This is a genomic window from Arthrobacter sp. 'calajunan' (assembly GCF_046940185.1).
GTDB lineage: Bacteria > Actinomycetota > Actinomycetes > Actinomycetales > Micrococcaceae > Glutamicibacter > Glutamicibacter soli.
This window is the reverse complement of sequence record NZ_JBKZDY010000004.1, coordinates 89,119-106,588: the sequence shown is the minus strand read 5'-3', so window position 1 is coordinate 106,588 and position 17,470 is coordinate 89,119. Positions and strand designations below refer to the sequence as shown.

Sequence of the window (17,470 nt, the reverse complement as noted above, 5' to 3'; positions counted from 1 at the left end):
GTTTGTCCCTTCGAGTCGTGGGCGTCGACCCCGGCCTGACCCGCTGCGGGTTGGCCGTGGTCGACGTTTCTGCAAGCCGACAAGTAGAACTCGTCGACGTCACCGTCGCGGGCACCCCGCCGGGCACCCCGCTGGATGCCCGCCTGCTGGCCATCGCGAACGCGATCGACGCCTGGCTGGATACCCACAAGCCGGACGTGCTGGCCATCGAACGGGTTTTCGCCCAGGTGAACGTCTCAACGGTGATCGGCACCGCGCAGGTGACCGGCATCGTCATCACCGCCGCCGCCCGCCGCGGCATCCCCGTGGCGTTGCATACCCCGACCGAGGTCAAGGCCGCGGTCACCGGCTCCGGGCAGGCCACCAAGGCCGCCATCGGCAAGATGGTCGCCAAGATCTGCCGCCTGGACGAGCCACCCAAACCAGCTGACGCCGCCGACGCGGTCGCCCTGGCGATCGCCCACGCATGGCGCGGCGCGGCCGCCGGCTCCAATGCTTCCGCCTCCGCTGCCAGCTCCTCCGGATCCCGGCAGCTCACCACCGCCCAACGCGCCTGGATCGCCGCCGAGGCCTCGGCCAAGCACCGCGCCGCCCGGCGCTGAGACTCACCCGCGGTAGGCAGACGTCGCGCTTCGTAGGTATCTTCGATAAACTGTCTGGGATCGAACATATATCCCAAGGAGTGGCATGATCAGCTCATTGACCGGCACCGTCCAAGCGGTGTCCCTGAACACCGCCGTGCTCAACGTGAACGGCTTTGGCATGTTGGTCAATGCCACCCCCGGCACGCTGTCCACCCTGCACCAGGGCCGCGAGGCCACCGTGCACACCTCCATGGTGGTGCGCGAGGACTCGATGACCCTGTTCGGCTTCGCCACCACCGAGGAGCGCGACGTCTTCGAGGTGCTCATCGGCGTTTCCGGAATCGGGCCGCGTACCGGCCTGGCCATCCTCGCCGTGCACACCCCCGAAGAAGTGCGCATCGCCGCCAACACCAAGGACACCGCCGCCTTCACCAAGGTCTCCGGCATCGGCCCCAAGGGCGCCAGCCGCATCGTGCTGGAGCTGAACGGCAAGCTCGTTCCCACCGGCGCCCCGGTGCCCTCCGGATCCGCAGCTGCCGGTTCCGCCTCGGTCTGGGAACCGCAGGTCATCGAGGCGCTCACCGGGCTGGGCTGGAGCGAGAAGGATGCCACCGCCACGCTCAAGGCGCTGTCCAAGGCGGATCCCGACATCGTCGCCACCGGCAACGTGGCCGACATCCTGCGCGCGGCCCTGCGCAGCATGTCCAGCGCCAACCGCGCCCGATAGGATTACCCCGTGTCTGATTCCAAACCGCTGACCCACGCCGGAAGCGAACCGGAGGAGCATGCGCTGGAAGCCGCGCTGCGCCCGCGCAACCTGGACGACTTCGTGGGCCAGTCCCGCGTGCGCCAGCAGCTTTCCCTGGTGCTCGAAGCGGCCAAGATCCGCGAACGCAGCGCCGACCACGTGCTGCTTTCAGGCCCTCCGGGGCTGGGCAAGACCACCTTGTCGATGATCATCGCCGCGGAAATGAACGCGCCGCTGCGCATCTCCTCGGGACCTGCCATCCAGCATGCCGGCGACCTGGCCGCCATCCTGTCCTCGCTGACCGAAGGCGAAGTGCTGTTCCTGGACGAGATCCACCGCATGTCGCGGCCGGCCGAGGAAATGCTCTACATGGCGATGGAGGACTTCCGCGTCGACATCGTCGTGGGCAAGGGCGCCGGCGCGACCGCCATCCCGCTGGATTTGCCGCCGTTCACCTTGGTGGGTGCCACCACCCGCGCAGGCCTGCTGCCCGGCCCGCTGCGCGACCGCTTCGGCTTCACCGGCCATCTGGAGTTCTACGCCGTCGAGGAGCTTGAGCTGGTGCTGCGCCGCTCGGCCATGATGCTGGACCTGCGGGTTACCTCGGCAGCCTTCTCCGAAATCGCCGGACGCTCCCGCGGGACCCCGCGCATCGCCAACCGCCTGCTGCGCCGCGTGCGCGACTGGGCGCTGGTGCACAAGCTCGAGGAGATCGACGCCCAATCCGCGGCAGCCGCGCTGGACATGTACGAGGTCGACTCCAGGGGATTGGACCGACTTGACCGGTCGGTGCTCGAGGCGCTGTGCCTGAAGTTCGGCGGGGGACCGGTGGGCCTGTCCACCCTGGCCATTGCGGTCGGTGAGGAAACCGAAACCGTGGAGACCGTCGCCGAGCCATACCTCGTGCGCGAGGGCTTGATGGGACGCACCCCGCGCGGGCGAATCGCAATGCCCAGCGCCTGGCAGCATCTGGGGATCGCCATGCCCAAGGACGCCATTTTCGCCAGCGCCCAAAGCTATGAAAACGATGAGGATTAGACCAGCATCGCTTCACCGGACGCGTAAATGGTTCGCCCGTAGTCGCGCACCCATTAGACTAAAGACGCCTGACCTATGCCCTCGACAGGGCCTGGGTGGGGCGTCTTTGCTGTTTTGCGCGTCGCTGACGCCCGCAGCATCCCGAATTTTCAGCATTCGCAACGAATCGTTAGCAGGTAATTTACGTGAACTCTCTGGTGATCGCCCAAGCCGCCGGCGGCGGCTTCAACCCCTCGATGATCCTGATGATCGCGCTGTTCGCAGTGCTGATTTTCATGATGTTCCGCGGGCGCAAGAAGCAGGCAGCCCAGCAGGAGAAACTGAAGAACAACACCGTCCCGGGTGCGAAGGTCATGACCAATTCGGGCATCTTCGGCACCGTCGTCGGTATCGACGCCGAGGACCGCGTGCAGGTCGAAGTCGCCAACGGCGTGGTGCTGACCCTGCACCGCCAGGCCATTGCAACCTTCCTGGACAACGACGCTGCTGCCGCGGCGGCCGCCCCTGCTGTGGCCGAGGCCGATGCCCCGTCGTCCACCGTGGAAACCCCGGAGGAGTCCCTTCGTCGCCTGAACGACGAAGGCAAGGATGAGCGCAACGCCTAGCCAGGCCGATTCGCGGCGGTCCGCATTGGTCCGCCTAGACGAGAAAGCACATTAGATGTCATCAATTAGACCTGTGAAGCAGGCACGCAAAGCCTTGCTGTGGCTGCTGGTGGTCTTCCTCATCGCCTCCGGCGTGCTGGTGGGCGGCGTGCTCAGCGGCAAGACGAGCTTCGCACCGAAGCTCGCGCTGGACCTGGAGGGCGGCACCCAGATGATCCTGGCCCCGCGTGTCCAGGGCGACCAGGCAATCAGCCAGGAGCAGCTGGACCAGGCGGTGGAGATCATCCGCCAGCGCGTTGACGGCGCCGGCGTGACCGAATCGGAAATCACCACCCAGTCCGGACGCAACGTCGTCGTCTCGATGCCGGGTGTTCCGAGCCAGGAGACCCGCGACCTGATCCAGGCCTCGGCGAACATGGAGTTCCGCCCGGTGCTGATCACCGGCGCGTTCACCGCCACCCCGGAGGCCGACCGCACCCCTGCCAAGGACCTGCCGAAGCCGACCGGCAAACCGGAGAACCCTTCGGATACCAACTGGATCAGCGCAGACCTGTACAAGCAGTTCGAGGCCTACGACTGCCCGACCGAGCTGAAGGAAGCCAGCACCACCACGCACGATCCTGCCAAGCCGATGATCTCGTGCGATGAGCGCATGGGCGTGAAGTACATCCTCGGCCCGCAGGAGATCCCCGGCGACCAGATTGCCGACGCCTACGCCCAGCTGGCGCGCGGCGTGAACGGCTCGGTCACCGGCGAATGGGTTGTGGTCATCGAGTTCAACTCCGAAGGCACCAAGACCTTCGCCGACACCACCCAGCGGCTGATCTCGCTGACCGGTTCGCGCAACCAGTTCGCCATCGTGCTCGACGGCAACACGATCTCCGCCCCGACGACCAACGCCGTGATCTCCGACGGCCGCCCGCAGATTTCCGGCGGCTTCACCCAGGAGACCAGCCAGGCGCTGGCCGAGCAGCTGAAGTACGGCGCCCTGCCGATCAGCTTCGACATCCAGTCCGAGCAGCAGGTCTCCGCCACCCTCGGCGCCGACCAGCTCAAGGCCGGCCTGATCGCCGGCATCATCGGCCTGTTCGCGGTGTTCATCTACTCGATCTTCCAGTACCGCGCGCTGGGCTTCGTGACCATTGCGTCGCTGATCGCCTCCGGCGTGCTGACCTACCTGGCGCTGGTGCTGCTGGGCTGGGGCATGAACTACCGCCTGTCGCTGGCCGGCGTGGCAGGCCTGATCGTGGCCATCGGCCTGATCGCCGACTCGTTCATCGTGTACTTCGAACGCGTGCGCGATGAGCTGCGCGACGGGCGTCCGCTGGCAAGCGCCGTGGCCATCGGCTGGAAGCGCGCCGAGCGCACCATCCTGGCCTCCAAGGCGGTCAACGTGCTGGCGGCCGTGGTGCTGTACATCGTGGCCGTGGGCAACGTGCGAGGCTTCGCCTTCACCCTGGGTTTGACCGCCATCATCGACCTCGTGGTCGTGTACGGCATGACCCACCCGACGCTGGTGCTGCTGGCACGCACGAAGTTCTTCGCCGAGGGCCACCGCTTCTCCGGCCTGGACCCCTCGCTGCTCGGCGCCGAGCCGCTGTACAAGGGCGCGGGCCAGATCCGCCGCTTCACCGACAACGTCGATGCGAACCGCGGGAAGAAGAACCAGAAGGCGGGCGCAGAGGCCGCCAAGCGCATGACCATCGCCGAACGCCGCCGCGCCGAAGCGGTCTCCGCCTCCACCAAGGCGAAGGCCGCCAAGGACCAGGCGCAGGAGGAGAACAATGAATAAGCTGGTCACGTGGGGCAACGAGCTCTACACGGGTAAACGCTCCTACCCGTTCACCTCCAAGCACCGCCTGTGGTTCAGCATCGCGGCGGTCCTGGTGGTCTTGTCCATACTGTTGCCAGTCGTCAAGGGCGGCTTCAACCTTGGCATCGACTTCCGCGGCGGCTCGGAGTTCACCGTGTCGAACACGACCCACACCGAGCAGGGCATCGGCGAGGAGGCAGTCAAGGCCGTCGCGCGGCAGGCCGAGGCGACCGTCACCAACATCGCCCCGGGCACCATGCGCATCCAGACCGAGCGCCTGTCCGACGACCAGACCCTGGCCATCGCCAAGGACCTGGCCGCCGGCTACGGCGTGAGCGCCGACGAGGTCACCAGCAACTTCATCGGCCCGACCTGGGGACAGGACGTCTCCCGCCAGGCCCTGGTCGGCCTGCTGGTCTTCGTGGTGCTGGTGGGCCTGCTGATGGCCGCGTACTTCCGCACCTGGAAGATGTCGCTGGCCGCCATCATCGGCCTGTTCACGGTGATCATCGTGACCGGCGGCATCTACTCGCTGACCGGTTTCGAGATCACCCCGAGCGCGATCATCGGCTTCCTGACGATCCTGAGCTACTCGCTGTACGACACCGTCGTGGTGTTCGACAAGATCCGCGAAAACACTAAGGACTTCTCCAAGCGCAATGAACGCACCTTCGAGCAGCAGGTGAACCTGGCGATCAACCAGACCCTGGTGCGCTCGATCAACACCTCCGTGGTGGCGGTCCTGCCGGTCGCCTCGATCCTTTTCATCGGTTCCTACCTGTTGGGCGCCGGTACGCTCAAGGACCTGTCGCTGGCCCTGTTCGTCGGCATCATCGTGGGCACCCTGTCCACGATCTTCGTCCAGGCCCCGCTGTACGCGTGGCTGCGCCGCAACGACCCCGAGGTCGTCGCGCACACCAAGAAGCTGGAAGCCGCCGCGGCCTAGTCCGCCGGCCCCCGGCCCGAAGAAAATCGGCACCCGCCACCTGTGTGGCGGGGTGCCGATTTTCTTAACCCGTGACACCGCGGAATTCGTGGACACCGGGTTCACGTGCTATAACGAATAAACTGGAGAACGTGTTTTTACTGGTAGCCGCGGTAACCCCCGTGGCGGCACTGATCTCGACCGAACGCAGGCAGTGGCGTCGGCACCTGGCGATCATCTCGCCGTGCGCGGCGCCGTCTCTGTTTGACCGGTGCAACGTGGAAGGAGCGGGGCATGGCCAACACGCCTAACCTGAACAATGGGAAACGACGCTCGATCTCACGTTTGGTGCGCTTCGCAGGCCGCGGCAGCACCCCGAGCACCTCGCCGACGCTGGAACCGCTGCTGCGCACCGTGAAGTCCAAGCACCCCAAGGCGGACCTGGACCTGCTGGTCCACGCCTACGAGGTCGCCGAGAAGTACCACGAGGGGCAGAAGCGCAAGAGCGGGGACCCCTACATCACCCACCCGGTGGCAGTGGCCACGATCCTGGCCGAAATGGGCATGACCGGCTCGATCCTCGCCGCCGCCCTGCTGCACGACACCGTGGAGGACACCGAGTACTCCCTGGAGTCGGTCAAGAAGGAATTCTCCGAGGAGATCGCGATGCTGGTGGACGGCGTCACGAAGCTGGACAAGGTCACCTACGGCGACGCGGCCCCGGCCGAGACGGTGCGCAAGATGGTGGTGGCGATGTCCCGCGACATCCGGGTGCTGCTGATCAAGCTGGCCGACCGACTGCACAACGCCCGCACCTGGCGCTACGTCTCGCCCGAATCCAGCTCGCGCAAGGCCAAGGAAACCCTGGAGATCTTCGCGCCGCTGGCCCACCGCCTGGGCATGAACACCGTCAAGTGGGAGCTGGAGGACCTGTCCTTCGCCGCGCTGCACCCGCTGGTCTACCAGGAGATCGTGCGCATGGTGGGGGACCGCACCCCCGAACGCGAGAAGTACCTGGCCAACATCCGCCAGACGCTGGACAAGGATCTCGGCGAAGTGGCGATCCACGCGTCGGTCTCCGGCCGCCCGAAGCACTACTACTCGATCTACCAGAAGATGATCGTGCGCGGCAAGGACTTCGACGACATCCACGACCTGATGGGCGTGCGCATCCTGGTGGACAACGTCAAGGACTGCTACGGCGCCCTGGGCGTGGTGCACGCGCAGTGGAACCCGCTGCCCAACCGCTTCAAGGACTACATCGCGATCCCGAAGCTGAACCTGTACCAGTCGCTGCACACCACCGTGATGGGCCCCGAGGGCAAACCGGTGGAGATCCAGATCCGCACCCACGACATGCACGTGCGCGCCGAATACGGCGTGGCCGCGCACTTCCAGTACAAGCACGGGCAGCACGCGAACTCCATGCTCTCCCCGGAGCAGAACATGGACTGGCTGCGCTCTCTGATGGAATGGCAGGCCGACACCGAGGACTCCGAGGAGTTCCTGGACGGGCTGCGCTACACCATCAGCTCCGCAGAAGTCTACGTCTTCACCCCGAAGGGCGACATCATGTCGCTGCCGGTGGGCGCCACCCCGGTGGACTTCGCCTATTCCATCCACACCGACGTCGGGCACCGCACCATTGGCTCCCGCGTGAACGGCAAGCTGGTCCCATTGCACACCGAGCTCAAGCAGGGCGACGTGGTGGAGGTCTTCACCTCCAAGGCCGAGGGCGCCGGGCCCTCCCAGGACTGGCAGAACTTCGTCAAGTCCCCGCGCGCCAAGGCCAAGATCCGCGGCTACTTCTCCAAGGAGCGCCGTGAGGAGGCGATCGAGAAGGGCAAGGAGCTGCTCACCAAGGAGCTGCGCCGCAACCAGCTGCCGCTGCAGAAGCTGATGACGCACGACCTGCTCTCCGCGGTGGCCAGCGAACTGCACCACTCGGACATCTCCGCGCTCTACCAGTCGGTCGGCGACGGGCACACCAGCGCGCAGAACGTCATCGAGCACCTCACCGCGCTCATCGGCCCTCCGGAGGCCGAGCAGGTCGACGAGGAAGCCGACGTCAAGGTCAACGCCCCCACCAAGCGGACCGGGAACGACGCCGGCGTGATCGTGGAAGGCGTGGGCGACGTGCTGGTCAAGCTGGCCCGCTGCTGCACCCCGGTGCCGCCGGATGAGATCCAGGGCTTCGTCACCCGCGGTGCCGGCGTCTCGGTGCACCGCACCGACTGCCTGAACCTTGCGCAGCTGGCCGGGGAGCCGGACCGCATCGTGAACGTCTCCTGGGCTTCGAAGCACAACGGGGTCTTCTTGGTGGAAATCCAGGTCGAGGCGCTGGACCGCAAGTCGCTGCTATCAGACGTGACCCGGATCCTCTCCGAGAACCACCTGAACATCCTCTCCGCCTCGGTGCAGACCAGCAGGGAACGTGTGGCGATTTCCCGCTTCTCCTTCGAAATGGGCGACCCGAAGTTCCTGAGCCACGTGCTGAACCAGGTGCGCCGGATCGACGGCGTGTACGACGTCTACCGCACCACCGCAGGCTCACGGCGGTAGCTAGGCCGCGGCCGGCCGGTCCCCGTCCAGCTGGCGCTCCGGGGCGAAGGACTCGACCAGCCGCAACGCCCGGGACACCTCCGGCTGCGCGGGATACTGCGCCAGCCGCTGCGCCACCGCATCCAAATGCAGGAACTTGTCCTGAAGCCGCACCACCTCCGCCAGCACCCTGGTGGCGCTGGGCAGCGGATCGTAGGCCGCGCAGTCGCACACCGTGCGCAGCAGGCCGGTGACCTTCACCCGCTGGCGGAAGATGATCTCCTCCTCGGCCAGCTCGAACTGCGAGAAGCTCACCTGCAGCCCGTTGCCCGGGCGATAGGGCCGCCGGTAGCCGGGCGAATTGATCCGCAGCGCGAAGGTGTAGGGCAGCAGCCCGTGCACCCAGGCGGCGGTCTCGCGGCAGATCACGTCGTGGCGCTGCAGCTGGCGCCCGGAGACGAACGCGGCGATCCGCGCCCGCACCCCGGCGTCGTACCTGAAGAACATGGGCACGAAGCAGTTGCCCATCGCCTCGCGCACCAGGCCGCGCCCGGCCATGGCCCCGAGTTCATTGCGGCTGAACAGCTCGCCGGCAATCAGCAGATCCTCCGGAATGCGCAACGCGGCGGCGCACCGTCCAGAAGCCGTGGGATGTAGATTCTCCATAGGGCTACTGAAGCAGGTGACGCCGCCGCGTTGGCGGTGCTCGTGCGAACTGTGGATTATTACTCGAAGTCGGCTGCCGACTTCTCCAGGGTGCTCAGCCACATGCGGCGGGCGTCCAGGGCTTCCTGGGCCGAAGCGATCTGCTTGGCGTTGCCCTTCGCCTGCGCGGCGGCCAGGTCGGCCTCCAGTGCGGCAATGGTCTCCTGCAGCTGCGAGAGCATGGAGTTCGAGCGGGCCTTGGTCTCCGGGTTGGACCGGCGCCACTGCTCTTCCTCGGCGCTCTTCACGGCGTCCTCCACCTGGCGCAGTGCCGACTCGATGCGCTGCAGGTCCCCGCGCGGCACCTTTCCGGCGTCTTCCCAGCGGCCGCGGATCGAATCCAGCTTGGCCTTGGCGGCGGCCAGGTCGTTGATCGGCAGCAGCGCGCGGGCTTCCTCCAGCAGGGCTTCCTTCACCACGAGGTTGGCGGCGAATTCGGCGTCCACGGCGGCGTTGGCCTCGGCGCGGGCCTGGAAGAACACGTCCTGGGCGGCGCGGAAGCGGCCCCAGAGCTGGTCGTCGTCCTTGCGCGAGGCGCGGCGCGACTTCTTCCACTCGTCCATGAGCTTGCGGTACTCTGCGGCGGTAGCGGCCCAGTCGGTGGAGTTCTGCAGCGCCTCGGCGCGCGCGATCAGCTCCTCCTTGACTGCCTTCGCGGCGGCGTTGGTGGAATCCAGCTGCGAGAAGTAGGCGCGGCGGTGGCGGTCGAAGGTCGTGCGGGCGGCGCGGAAGCGCTTCCACAGGGCGTCTTCGGTGGCGCGCGGCAGGCGTACCGAGGAGCGCTGGGTCGCCTTCCAGTTCTCGAACAGCTCGTTCATGGCCGCCGAGGCGGTCTTCCACTGGATCTGCTCAGGGCGCTTGGCGGCCATGGCTTCGGCCTGCTCGACGATGCCCTCGCGCACGGCCAGCTGCTCGGCGCGGGCGGCCTCGTTGGCCTGGCGCTGGGCCGCGGACAGCTCCTGCACCGCCACGCGCACGGTTTCCAGCCGGGATTCCAGCAGCGCGATGTCGCCGACCATGTGGCGCTCGGCCACGGCGGCGGCCAGCGCGTCGATGGTCTTGCCCATCTCGCCGGCCGGGGCCTTGGCTGCCACACGCTGCTCGAGCAGCATCAGCTGGGAGAAGACGTCGTCATATTTGCGCACAAAGTAGGCCAGGGCCTCCTCGGCGGTCGCGTCCGGGTACTGGCCGACCGGGTGCTCGGCGCCGTCGATGATGACGAATACGTGGCCGTCCTCGGCGACGCGGGCGAACTTGGCCGCTTCGTCAAGGGGCGTGGAATGCACGACTGGCTGGGCTACGACCGGCTTCGCGGCAGGCTTTACGGCCTGCGGCACGGGGGTCTTCTGGCTGTCGTCGGATTGCTGACTGGTGGTCACCGCTGAAACTCTTTCACTTTTTGCGCTGTACTTGCTCAGCCAACTCTACCTGTGACCTCCGCTTCTTAGTAAGCCGACGTGCGCAGGTTTCTTCGTGTTGGCGCTATAAGATGGGTAGGTGGCGCGTTCGCACGGCGGTTTGCGCGCAGTTTTTGCCTACAGCACGATGCACCAAGGAGTTTCATGGCACGCAAGGCCTCCCTATCAGGTTTCCCCGAATGGCTTCCGGCCGAGCGGGTGGTCGAGCAGCATGTGCTCGACACCTTGCGCCGCACCTTCGAGCTGCACGGCTTCGCGAACATCGAGACCCGCGCCGTGGAAACCCGGGCGCAGCTGCTGCGCAAGGGCGAGATCGACAAGGAGGTCTACGGCCTTTCCCGCCTGGCCGCCGAGGACGACAAGGACGATCCGAACGCGCTGGCCCTGCACTTCGATCTGACCGTGCCCTTCGCCCGCTACGTGGTGGAGAACGCCGGCCACCTGGCCTTCCCGTTCCGCCGCTACCAGATGCAGAAGGTCTGGCGCGGCGAACGCCCGCAGGACGGCCGTTTCCGCGAATTCACCCAGGCCGACATCGACGTGGTCGGCGAGGGCACCTTGCCCTTCAGCTACGACGTCGAGCTGGCGCTGACCATCGCCGACGCCCTCTCCGCCCTGCCGATCGGCGACTTCCGGCTGCGCGTGAACAACCGCAAGCTCGCCGAGGGCTTCTACCGCGGCCTGGGACTCGACGACCCGGACGCGGTGCTGCGCGCCATCGACAAGCTGGAGAAGATCGGCGACGACGCCGTGGCCAAGATCCTCATCGAGGACGTCGGCGCCACCGCCGAGCAGGCGGCCGCCGCGCTGGCGCTGGCCAAGATCCGTACCATGGACACCTCCTTCGTCGAGCAGGTCCGCGCCCTGGGCGTCGAGCACGAGCTGCTGGACACCGGCCTGGACGAGCTCTCGCAGGTCATCGCCGCCGCCTCCAAGCGCGCCCCGGGCAAGGTCATGGCCGACTTGTCCATCGCCCGCGGCCTGGACTACTACACCGGCACCGTCTACGAGACCGTGCTGGTGGGCCACGAATCGCTGGGCTCGATCTGCTCGGGCGGACGTTACGAGTCGCTGGCCTCCAAGGGCAAGAAGACCTACCCGGGTGTTGGCCTGTCCATCGGCGTCACCCGCCTGATCTCCCGCATCCTCGCCGAGGAAACGGTGAAGGCCGCGCGTTCGGTGCCCTCGGTGGTGTATGTCACCCTCGCCCACGACGACTCCTGGCACGAGGCGCAGGACGTCGCCGCCGCGCTGCGCGGACGGGGGATCGCCTGCGAGGTGGCCTCCAGCGCGGAGAAGTTCGGCAAGCAGATCAAGTACGCAGATCGCCGCGGGATTCCGTTCGTCTGGTTCACCCACGCGGACGGCACCCACGAGGTCAAGGACATCCGTTCCGGCGAGCAGGTTTCCGCCGATCCGGCCGTCTGGGCCCCGCCGGCGCAGGACCTGTACAACACCGTCGGCTAGGCTCCGGCCGCCCTGCACCCGCACCGGGTGCACTAAACTCTTGCGAAGAAGAACTTCGCACTTTGTCGAATCGACCGAAAGGATCGTAGTGCTACGCACTCATCAGCTGGGCGTGCTAAACGCCGAGCACATTGGACAGCAGGTCACCCTCACCGGCTGGGTCGCCCGCCGCCGTGACCACGGTGGAGTGGCGTTCCTGGATCTGCGCGACGCCTCGGGCGTGGCCCAGGTCGTGGTGCGCGACGAGGAGGACTTCCACCCGCTGCGCAATGAGTTCGTGCTGCAGATCAAGGGCACCGTCGAGCGCCGCCCGGAAGGCAACGAGAACCCGAACCTGCCCACCGGCGAAATCGAGGTGATCGCCGACGAGGTGATCGTGCTGAACACCGCCGCGCCGCTGCCGTTCCAGGTTGATGAGCACGTCGAGGTCGGCGAGGAGGCGCGCCTGCGCCACCGCTACCTTGACCTGCGCCGCCCGACCCCGACCCGCAACCTGCGCCTGCGTTCCGAGGTCAACCGCGTGGCCCGCAACCTGCTGCACGACGAGGGCTTCGTGGAGATCGAGACCCCGACGCTGACCCGCTCCACCCCGGAAGGCGCCCGCGACTTCGTCGTTCCCGCCCGACTGTCCCCGGGCAGCTGGTACGCGCTGCCGCAGTCCCCGCAGCTGTTCAAGCAGCTGCTGCAGGTCGGCGGCTTCGAGAAGTACTACCAGATCGCGCGCTGCTACCGCGACGAGGACTTCCGCGCCGATCGCCAGCCGGAGTTCACCCAGCTGGACATCGAGGCCTCGTTCGTCGAGGAAGACGACATCATCGCCCTGGGCGAGAAGCTGGTCAAAGCCATCTGGGCGCTGATCGACGTTGAGATCCCGACCCCGATCCGCCGCATGACCTACGCCGAGGCCATGGAGAAGTACGGTTCGGACAAGCCGGACCTGCGCTTCGGCCTCGAGCTGACCGAGATGACCGAGTACTTCGCGAACACCTCCTTCAAGGTGTTCCAGTCGGCCTACGTCGGCGCCGTGGTCATGCCCGGCGGCGCCTCGCAGCCCCGCCGCACCCTGGATGCCTGGCAGGAATTCGCCAAGCAGCGCGGCGCGAAGGGCCTTGCCTACGTGCTGCTCAAGGAAGACGGCGAGCTGGCCGGCCCGGTGGCCAAGAACCTCTCCGAGGAGGAGAAGGCGGGCCTGGCCGCCGCCACCGGCGCCAAGCCGGGGGACTGCATCTTCTTCTCCGCCGGCGACAAGGCCGAATCCCGCGCCCTGCTCGGCTCGGTCCGTGTGGAGATCGGCCACCGCACCGGATTGATCAAGGACGGCGACTGGGCCTTCGTGTGGGTTGTTGACGCGCCGATGTTCGAACCTGCCTCCGCCGCGGTCGCCTCGGGCGACGTGGCAGTGGGCGCCGGTGCCTGGACCGCTGTGCACCACGCGTTCACCAGCCCGAAGCCAGAGTTCCTGGACACCTTCGACACCGACCCTGCCTCGGCCCTGTCCTACGCGTACGACATCGTCTGCAACGGCAACGAAATCGGCGGCGGCTCGATCCGTATCCACCAGCGCGACGTGCAGGAGCGCGTCTTCAAGCTGATGGGCGTGAGCGAGGAGCAGGCGCAGACCCAGTTCGGCTTCCTGCTCGAGGGCTTCAAGTACGGCGCCCCGCCGCATGGCGGCATCGCCCTGGGCTGGGACCGCGTGCTGCAGCTGCTCACCGGTTCGGAGTCCATCCGCGACGTCATCGCCTTCCCGAAGACCGGCGGCGGCTTCGACCCGCTGACCCAAGCTCCGGCGCCGATCACCGCGCAGCAGCGCAAGGAGGCCGGCATCGACTTCAAGCCCGAGAAGAAGAAGGCCGACGCCGAGTCGAGGGCTGAGGCAGAAGCCAAATAGCCTTGGCCCAAGCTGCCTGGACGGGGCCGGGAGAATCCGCATGGATCCTCCCGGCCCCGTTGCCGTTAAGCCGGGCCCGTGCTGGCGCTTGCCATGGGAAAAAAACTGCACTAGGTTGAAAACTGATCTAGTAGGACGACTTCGGCGAGGCGGCGATGGGCAGCAATCCAGAACTCAGCACAACCGCGAAAATCATCAACTCCTACCCAGCGGGCGACCGCGAATGGGCCGAGCAATTCCATGCGGCCATGGTCATCGCCGATGCCACGCCGGCGCAGTGCGAAGAAGAGCTGCTCGCCCAGCGCGAGTGGATCCATGCCAGTGGCGAATCCGCCGAGCAGCTCCTGGGCAACGGCTGGATTTTTGGCAAGCATCGAGTGCGCGAAATCAAATCCCCCCAACAGGTTGGCCAGGATGAACTGCCCGTTGACAGCTTCCGCACGCTCGTTCTGGGATTCGGCCTCACCATCGGTGCCATGGCCGTCGGCTTCGGCCTCTGGATCGCATTCAGGGACGGCTGGCTCGCCTGGAGTTGGACGTACTGGCAGCTGGGTTGCTTCATCGCGGGAGGCTCCCTTGCCCTCATTGGAACGGGCTTCGCCTACCTGCGTCTCGCTTCGCGTTTCAAGGCGGCATGGCTGTTGTTGTCCGTAGGGCTTCCCACGACCGTCCTGGTGGCAGTGCCGCTGTTCATGATGGCCGGGGAGGATGCGGCGATCCCAGCGCCCAATGCCGTTGTCCCGATGCTTGGCCTGCTGCTCGCAGTGGGCGTCTTCTTCCTGCCAGAGGCGAGCGCGAAGCCGCATTCCCCAGCCGACGAGGCGGCCCTGAATCTGGATCCAGGTCTATGGTTTGCGCAGACCAGGAGAATCCTTCGTGGCCGCTACGGATTCACCCGGCGGGAAGCTGCCTCTGTGCTGGAAGAAGCCAGGCAGGGCTGGCACGAGAACTCCCAGGACGCGAACACCACGGACATCGTCAACGATCTGGGCACACCCAACGAATTCACCATCCAGGCGGCGCCGGGCAATGCAGCCGCGGTGCATCGTCGCTGGTTGCTCAAGAATTGCGCGCTGCTGCTGCTATTCGGCTGCTACCTGTCCGGTAATATAGGCGAAATATCCACCAACGGAATCTCGTGGTGGACTGCCTTCCTCGCCTTTTTGTGCATGCTGCTGCTGGCCTACTTCGCTACCAGACTGCTTCCCTCGCAGCGTGGAGAGCATGTTCAGGCGAAGCTGCGAGCCCTGCAACAGGCAGCCGATGCCGTCAGCGAACGCCAGGACAATATCTAGTGTTTGTAGAACCCTTTACAAGCAGAAACGGTCGCGCCAGAACAGGCCGGGCATGACAAGCAATTCATATTTTCCTGCCGGTTGGCAGCGAGCCGTGCTGCCAACGCTGCTGCTGACCCAGCTCGAGAACGGTCCCGCCCATGGCTATGCAATTGCCAAGGCATTGGCCGCCGGGGGATTCGACCCGCCCAAGGGTGCAGCGCTCTATCCCGCGCTGGCAAAACTCGAAGCTTCCGGAGCAGTGAGCACGACGTGGGAAGAAGGCCAAGGCGGACCTGGACGCAAGGTCTACGAGCTGACACCGGCAGGGCGGGAACAGCTCGCCCGGCAGCTGCGGCTCTTTGCGGACTTCGCCAAGCTTGTCGTGGGTGAAAACTGAGAACTACGCCAAGTCCGCCGAATCCACGATGATCGTCATCGGCCCGGAGTTCACCAGCGACACGTTCATCATTTCCCCGAAGCGCCCCGTTTCCACATGCGCCCCGAGCTGGCGCAGGCAGCCCACGAAGTACTCGTACAGCGGTTCGCTCACCGCTCCCGGCGCGGCGGCGGACCACGAGGGGCGCCGGCCCTTGCGCACCGAGGCGTACAGCGTGAACTGGCTGATCACCAGCAGCGGCGCGTTCGTCGACTCGGCGCTGGCCTCGTCCTGGAGGATGCGCAGGCGCCAGATCTTCTCCGCGACCTTGCGCGCGGTCGCCTCGTCGTCCTCGTGGGTGACCCCGAGCAGGACCACCAGCCCCGGGGAGGGCAGTTCGCCGACGATCGATTCCTCGACCTCGACGTGGGCGGTGCTGGCGACCTGGATGACGGCGCGCATGTGATCCTTTCCAAAGCGGCGGGGTGGCGGCGCCCGGCGTGCGGGCACAGCCTCCAGAGTATCGCTAGGCTGGGTGGGTGAGCGATTTGTTCGATGCCCTGGATGACGATGACTTTGCCGCCGCGCGCAGCGAAGGCGCAATCAATCGGCCGCGTCCGCCGCTGGCGGTGCGCATGCGCCCGCGCACCCTGGACGAGCTGGTCGGCCAGCAGCACCTGCTCGGCCCCGGCTCGCCGCTGCGCCAGCTGGCCGAGCACCCGGAAACCGGACCGGCAGGGCCCGCCAGCGTGATCCTCTACGGCCCGCCGGGCATCGGCAAAACCACCATAGCCCACGTCATCGCCCGCGCCACCGATCGCAAGTTCGTCGAGCTCTCCGCGATCACCGCAGGGGTCAAGGACGTGCGCCGGGTCATCGAGCAGGCCAAGGACGACCGTGATTTGCGCGGGGTCACCACGGTGCTGTTCCTCGACGAGATCCACCGCTTCAACAAGGCCCAGCAGGACGCCTTGCTGCCCGGGGTGGAGAACCGCGTGGTCGTGCTGGTCGCCGCCACCACCGAAAATCCCTCTTTCTCCGTCATCTCCCCGCTGCTCTCGCGCTCGCTGCTGCTGACCCTGCGCCCGCTGACCGACGCGGATTTGGCCGAGCTGGTGGACCGGGCCGTGTCCGACGAGCGCGGCTTCGACGGCCAGGTCGCACTGGATCCCGAGCAGCGCGAGGCGATCGTCCGGCTGGCCCAGGGCGATGCCCGGCGCGTGCTCACCGTGCTGGAGGCCGCCGGCGCCGTCGCCTGGAACGCCGCGGGCAAGGACGTGGCGCCGCCGGTGCAGGTCGAGGCTTCCCACGTGCACCTGGCCATGGACCAGGCCGTGCAGCGGTACGACAAGGACGGCGACCAGCACTACGACATCATCTCCGCGTTCATCAAGTCGATCCGCGGCTCGGACGTGGACGCGGCCCTGCACTACCTGGCGCGCATGCTGGCCGCGGGGGAGGACCCGCGCTTCATCGCCCGCCGCCTAATGATCTCCGCCAGCGAGGACGTCGGCATGGCCGATCCCACCGCGCTGCCGCTGGCGGTGGCCACCGCCCAGTCCGTGGCGCTGACCGGCATGCCAGAGGCGCGCATCATGCTCGGCCAAGCCACCGTGCACCTGGCCACCGCTCCGAAGTCCAACGCCTCGTACAACGCGATCAACGCCGCGCTGGCCGACGTGAACGAGGGCCGCGGCTCGCTGGTCCCCGACCATCTGCGCGACGCCCACTATCCGGGCGCCACGGCGCTGGGCCACGGCACCGGCTACCTCTACGCCCACGACGCCCCGCATTCGATCGCCTCTCAGCAGTACCTGCCCGACGACCTGCTTGGCACCAACTACTACACGCCCACCGCCAACGGGGCGGAGAAGACCATCGGCGCCAGGCTGTCCCGGCTGCGCGAGATCATCCGGGCCAAGGACCCGCGCCGCAAACGCTGAGCTCCGCCCGGCCGCGGATGTGGGGCAAACCTCACCGCGGGCGCAGGCTCATTCGTGTAAACTTGAACTTTGGCTGGCAAGCCGCATTCTCCCCGGGCGACCGGGGCCGATGCGGTTGCAGTGTTTCATCGGGACGCGA

The 17,470-nt window shown here is 66.8% G+C and carries 15 protein-coding genes; 12 read left to right on the top strand and 3 right to left on the bottom strand.

The genetic code is table 11. From position 1 onward, the window contains the following. The first annotated feature begins 2 nt into the window (after positions 1-2). The 7 genes from ruvC to RF641_RS07625 all read left to right on the top strand — a co-directional run bounded on the left by ruvC (position 3) and on the right by RF641_RS07625 (position 8,275). On the top strand, positions 3-602 hold the full coding sequence (gene ruvC / locus RF641_RS07655) for a crossover junction endodeoxyribonuclease RuvC (protein ID WP_120989405.1): 600 nt from the start codon (positions 3-5) through the stop codon (positions 600-602). Positions 603-687: 85 nt separating this feature from the next. Then, positions 688-1,311 carry a Holliday junction branch migration protein RuvA gene (gene ruvA / locus RF641_RS07650; protein ID WP_047119199.1) on the top strand — a complete coding sequence of 208 codons (624 nt, stop codon included), beginning with the start codon at positions 688-690 and terminating at the stop codon, positions 1,309-1,311. Positions 1,312-1,320: 9 nt separating this feature from the next. Next, positions 1,321-2,370 (top strand): Holliday junction branch migration DNA helicase RuvB, encoded by a 1,050-nt coding sequence (gene ruvB / locus RF641_RS07645; RefSeq protein WP_082344761.1) that lies wholly within the window; start codon positions 1,321-1,323, stop codon positions 2,368-2,370. Between the two features lie 185 nt (positions 2,371-2,555). Further along, on the top strand, positions 2,556-2,975 hold the full coding sequence (yajC, locus tag RF641_RS07640) for a preprotein translocase subunit YajC (protein WP_113606288.1): 420 nt from the start codon (positions 2,556-2,558) through the stop codon (positions 2,973-2,975). Between the two features lie 55 nt (positions 2,976-3,030). After that, positions 3,031-4,767 carry a protein translocase subunit SecD gene (gene secD / locus RF641_RS07635; protein WP_120989406.1) on the top strand — a complete coding sequence of 579 codons (1,737 nt, stop codon included), beginning with the start codon at positions 3,031-3,033 and terminating at the stop codon, positions 4,765-4,767. Further along, a complete protein-coding gene (gene secF, locus RF641_RS07630) occupies positions 4,760-5,734 on the top strand; it encodes a protein translocase subunit SecF (RefSeq protein WP_424572899.1) in 975 nt (324 codons plus the stop codon). Before secD ends, secF begins: the two co-directional genes overlap by 8 nt. Positions 5,735-6,007: 273 nt before the next feature. Next, a complete protein-coding gene (locus RF641_RS07625; RefSeq protein WP_047119196.1) occupies positions 6,008-8,275 on the top strand; it encodes a RelA/SpoT family protein in 2,268 nt (755 codons plus the stop codon). Here the strand turns inward: RF641_RS07625 and RF641_RS07620 are convergent, their stop codons facing one another. After that, positions 8,276-8,920 carry a hypothetical protein gene (locus RF641_RS07620; protein WP_424572898.1) on the bottom strand — a complete coding sequence of 215 codons (645 nt, stop codon included), beginning with the start codon at positions 8,918-8,920 and terminating at the stop codon, positions 8,276-8,278. 59 nt (positions 8,921-8,979) lie between these two features. Then, positions 8,980-10,338: a DUF349 domain-containing protein gene (locus RF641_RS07615; protein WP_047119194.1), complete on the bottom strand. Its 1,359-nt coding sequence runs from the start codon at positions 10,336-10,338 to the stop codon at positions 8,980-8,982. 183 nt (positions 10,339-10,521) lie between these two features. Here RF641_RS07615 and hisS point away from each other — a divergent pair, with 183 nt between their 5' ends. The 4 genes from hisS to RF641_RS07595 all read left to right on the top strand — a co-directional run bounded on the left by hisS (position 10,522) and on the right by RF641_RS07595 (position 15,409). Beyond that, positions 10,522-11,844: a histidine--tRNA ligase gene (gene hisS / locus RF641_RS07610; RefSeq protein ID WP_047119193.1), complete on the top strand. Its 1,323-nt coding sequence runs from the start codon at positions 10,522-10,524 to the stop codon at positions 11,842-11,844. An 88-nt stretch (positions 11,845-11,932) separates the two neighbouring features. Beyond that, entirely contained in the window at positions 11,933-13,735 is a 1,803-nt protein-coding gene (gene aspS, locus RF641_RS07605; protein ID WP_424572897.1) for an aspartate--tRNA ligase, read from the top strand. Between the two features lie 155 nt (positions 13,736-13,890). Further along, positions 13,891-15,030, top strand: a complete 1,140-nt coding sequence (locus RF641_RS07600) for a hypothetical protein (protein WP_424572896.1) — start codon at positions 13,891-13,893, stop codon at positions 15,028-15,030. A 52-nt stretch (positions 15,031-15,082) separates the two neighbouring features. Beyond that, the gene (locus RF641_RS07595) at positions 15,083-15,409 is read left to right on the top strand and encodes a PadR family transcriptional regulator (protein ID WP_424572895.1); all 327 of its coding nucleotides are present in this window, start codon (positions 15,083-15,085) and stop codon (positions 15,407-15,409) included. Positions 15,410-15,412: 3 nt separating this feature from the next. On the opposite strand, the gene dtd is transcribed toward RF641_RS07595, so the two are convergent. Then, entirely contained in the window at positions 15,413-15,850 is a 438-nt protein-coding gene (gene dtd / locus RF641_RS07590) for a D-aminoacyl-tRNA deacylase (RefSeq protein ID WP_053798172.1), read from the bottom strand. Between the two features lie 77 nt (positions 15,851-15,927). Here dtd and RF641_RS07585 point away from each other — a divergent pair, with 77 nt between their 5' ends. Next, on the top strand, positions 15,928-17,331 hold the full coding sequence (locus RF641_RS07585) for a replication-associated recombination protein A (RefSeq protein ID WP_082344760.1): 1,404 nt from the start codon (positions 15,928-15,930) through the stop codon (positions 17,329-17,331). The last annotated feature ends 139 nt before the right edge of the window (positions 17,332-17,470 follow it).

Coding starts and splice junctions, on each gene's coding strand:
- ruvA (WP_047119199.1), top strand. CDS start 688: ATGATCAGCTCATTGACCGGCACCGTCCAAGCGGTGTCCCTGAACACC.
- secD (WP_120989406.1), top strand. CDS start 3,031: ATGTCATCAATTAGACCTGTGAAGCAGGCACGCAAAGCCTTGCTGTGG.
- secF (WP_424572899.1), top strand. CDS start 4,760: ATGAATAAGCTGGTCACGTGGGGCAACGAGCTCTACACGGGTAAACGC.
- RF641_RS07625 (WP_047119196.1), top strand. CDS start 6,008: ATGGCCAACACGCCTAACCTGAACAATGGGAAACGACGCTCGATCTCA.
- RF641_RS07620 (WP_424572898.1), bottom strand. CDS start 8,920: ATGGAGAATCTACATCCCACGGCTTCTGGACGGTGCGCCGCCGCGTTG.
- hisS (WP_047119193.1), top strand. CDS start 10,522: ATGGCACGCAAGGCCTCCCTATCAGGTTTCCCCGAATGGCTTCCGGCC.
- RF641_RS07600 (WP_424572896.1), top strand. CDS start 13,891: ATGGGCAGCAATCCAGAACTCAGCACAACCGCGAAAATCATCAACTCC.
- RF641_RS07595 (WP_424572895.1), top strand. CDS start 15,083: ATGACAAGCAATTCATATTTTCCTGCCGGTTGGCAGCGAGCCGTGCTG.
- dtd (WP_053798172.1), bottom strand. CDS start 15,850: ATGCGCGCCGTCATCCAGGTCGCCAGCACCGCCCACGTCGAGGTCGAG.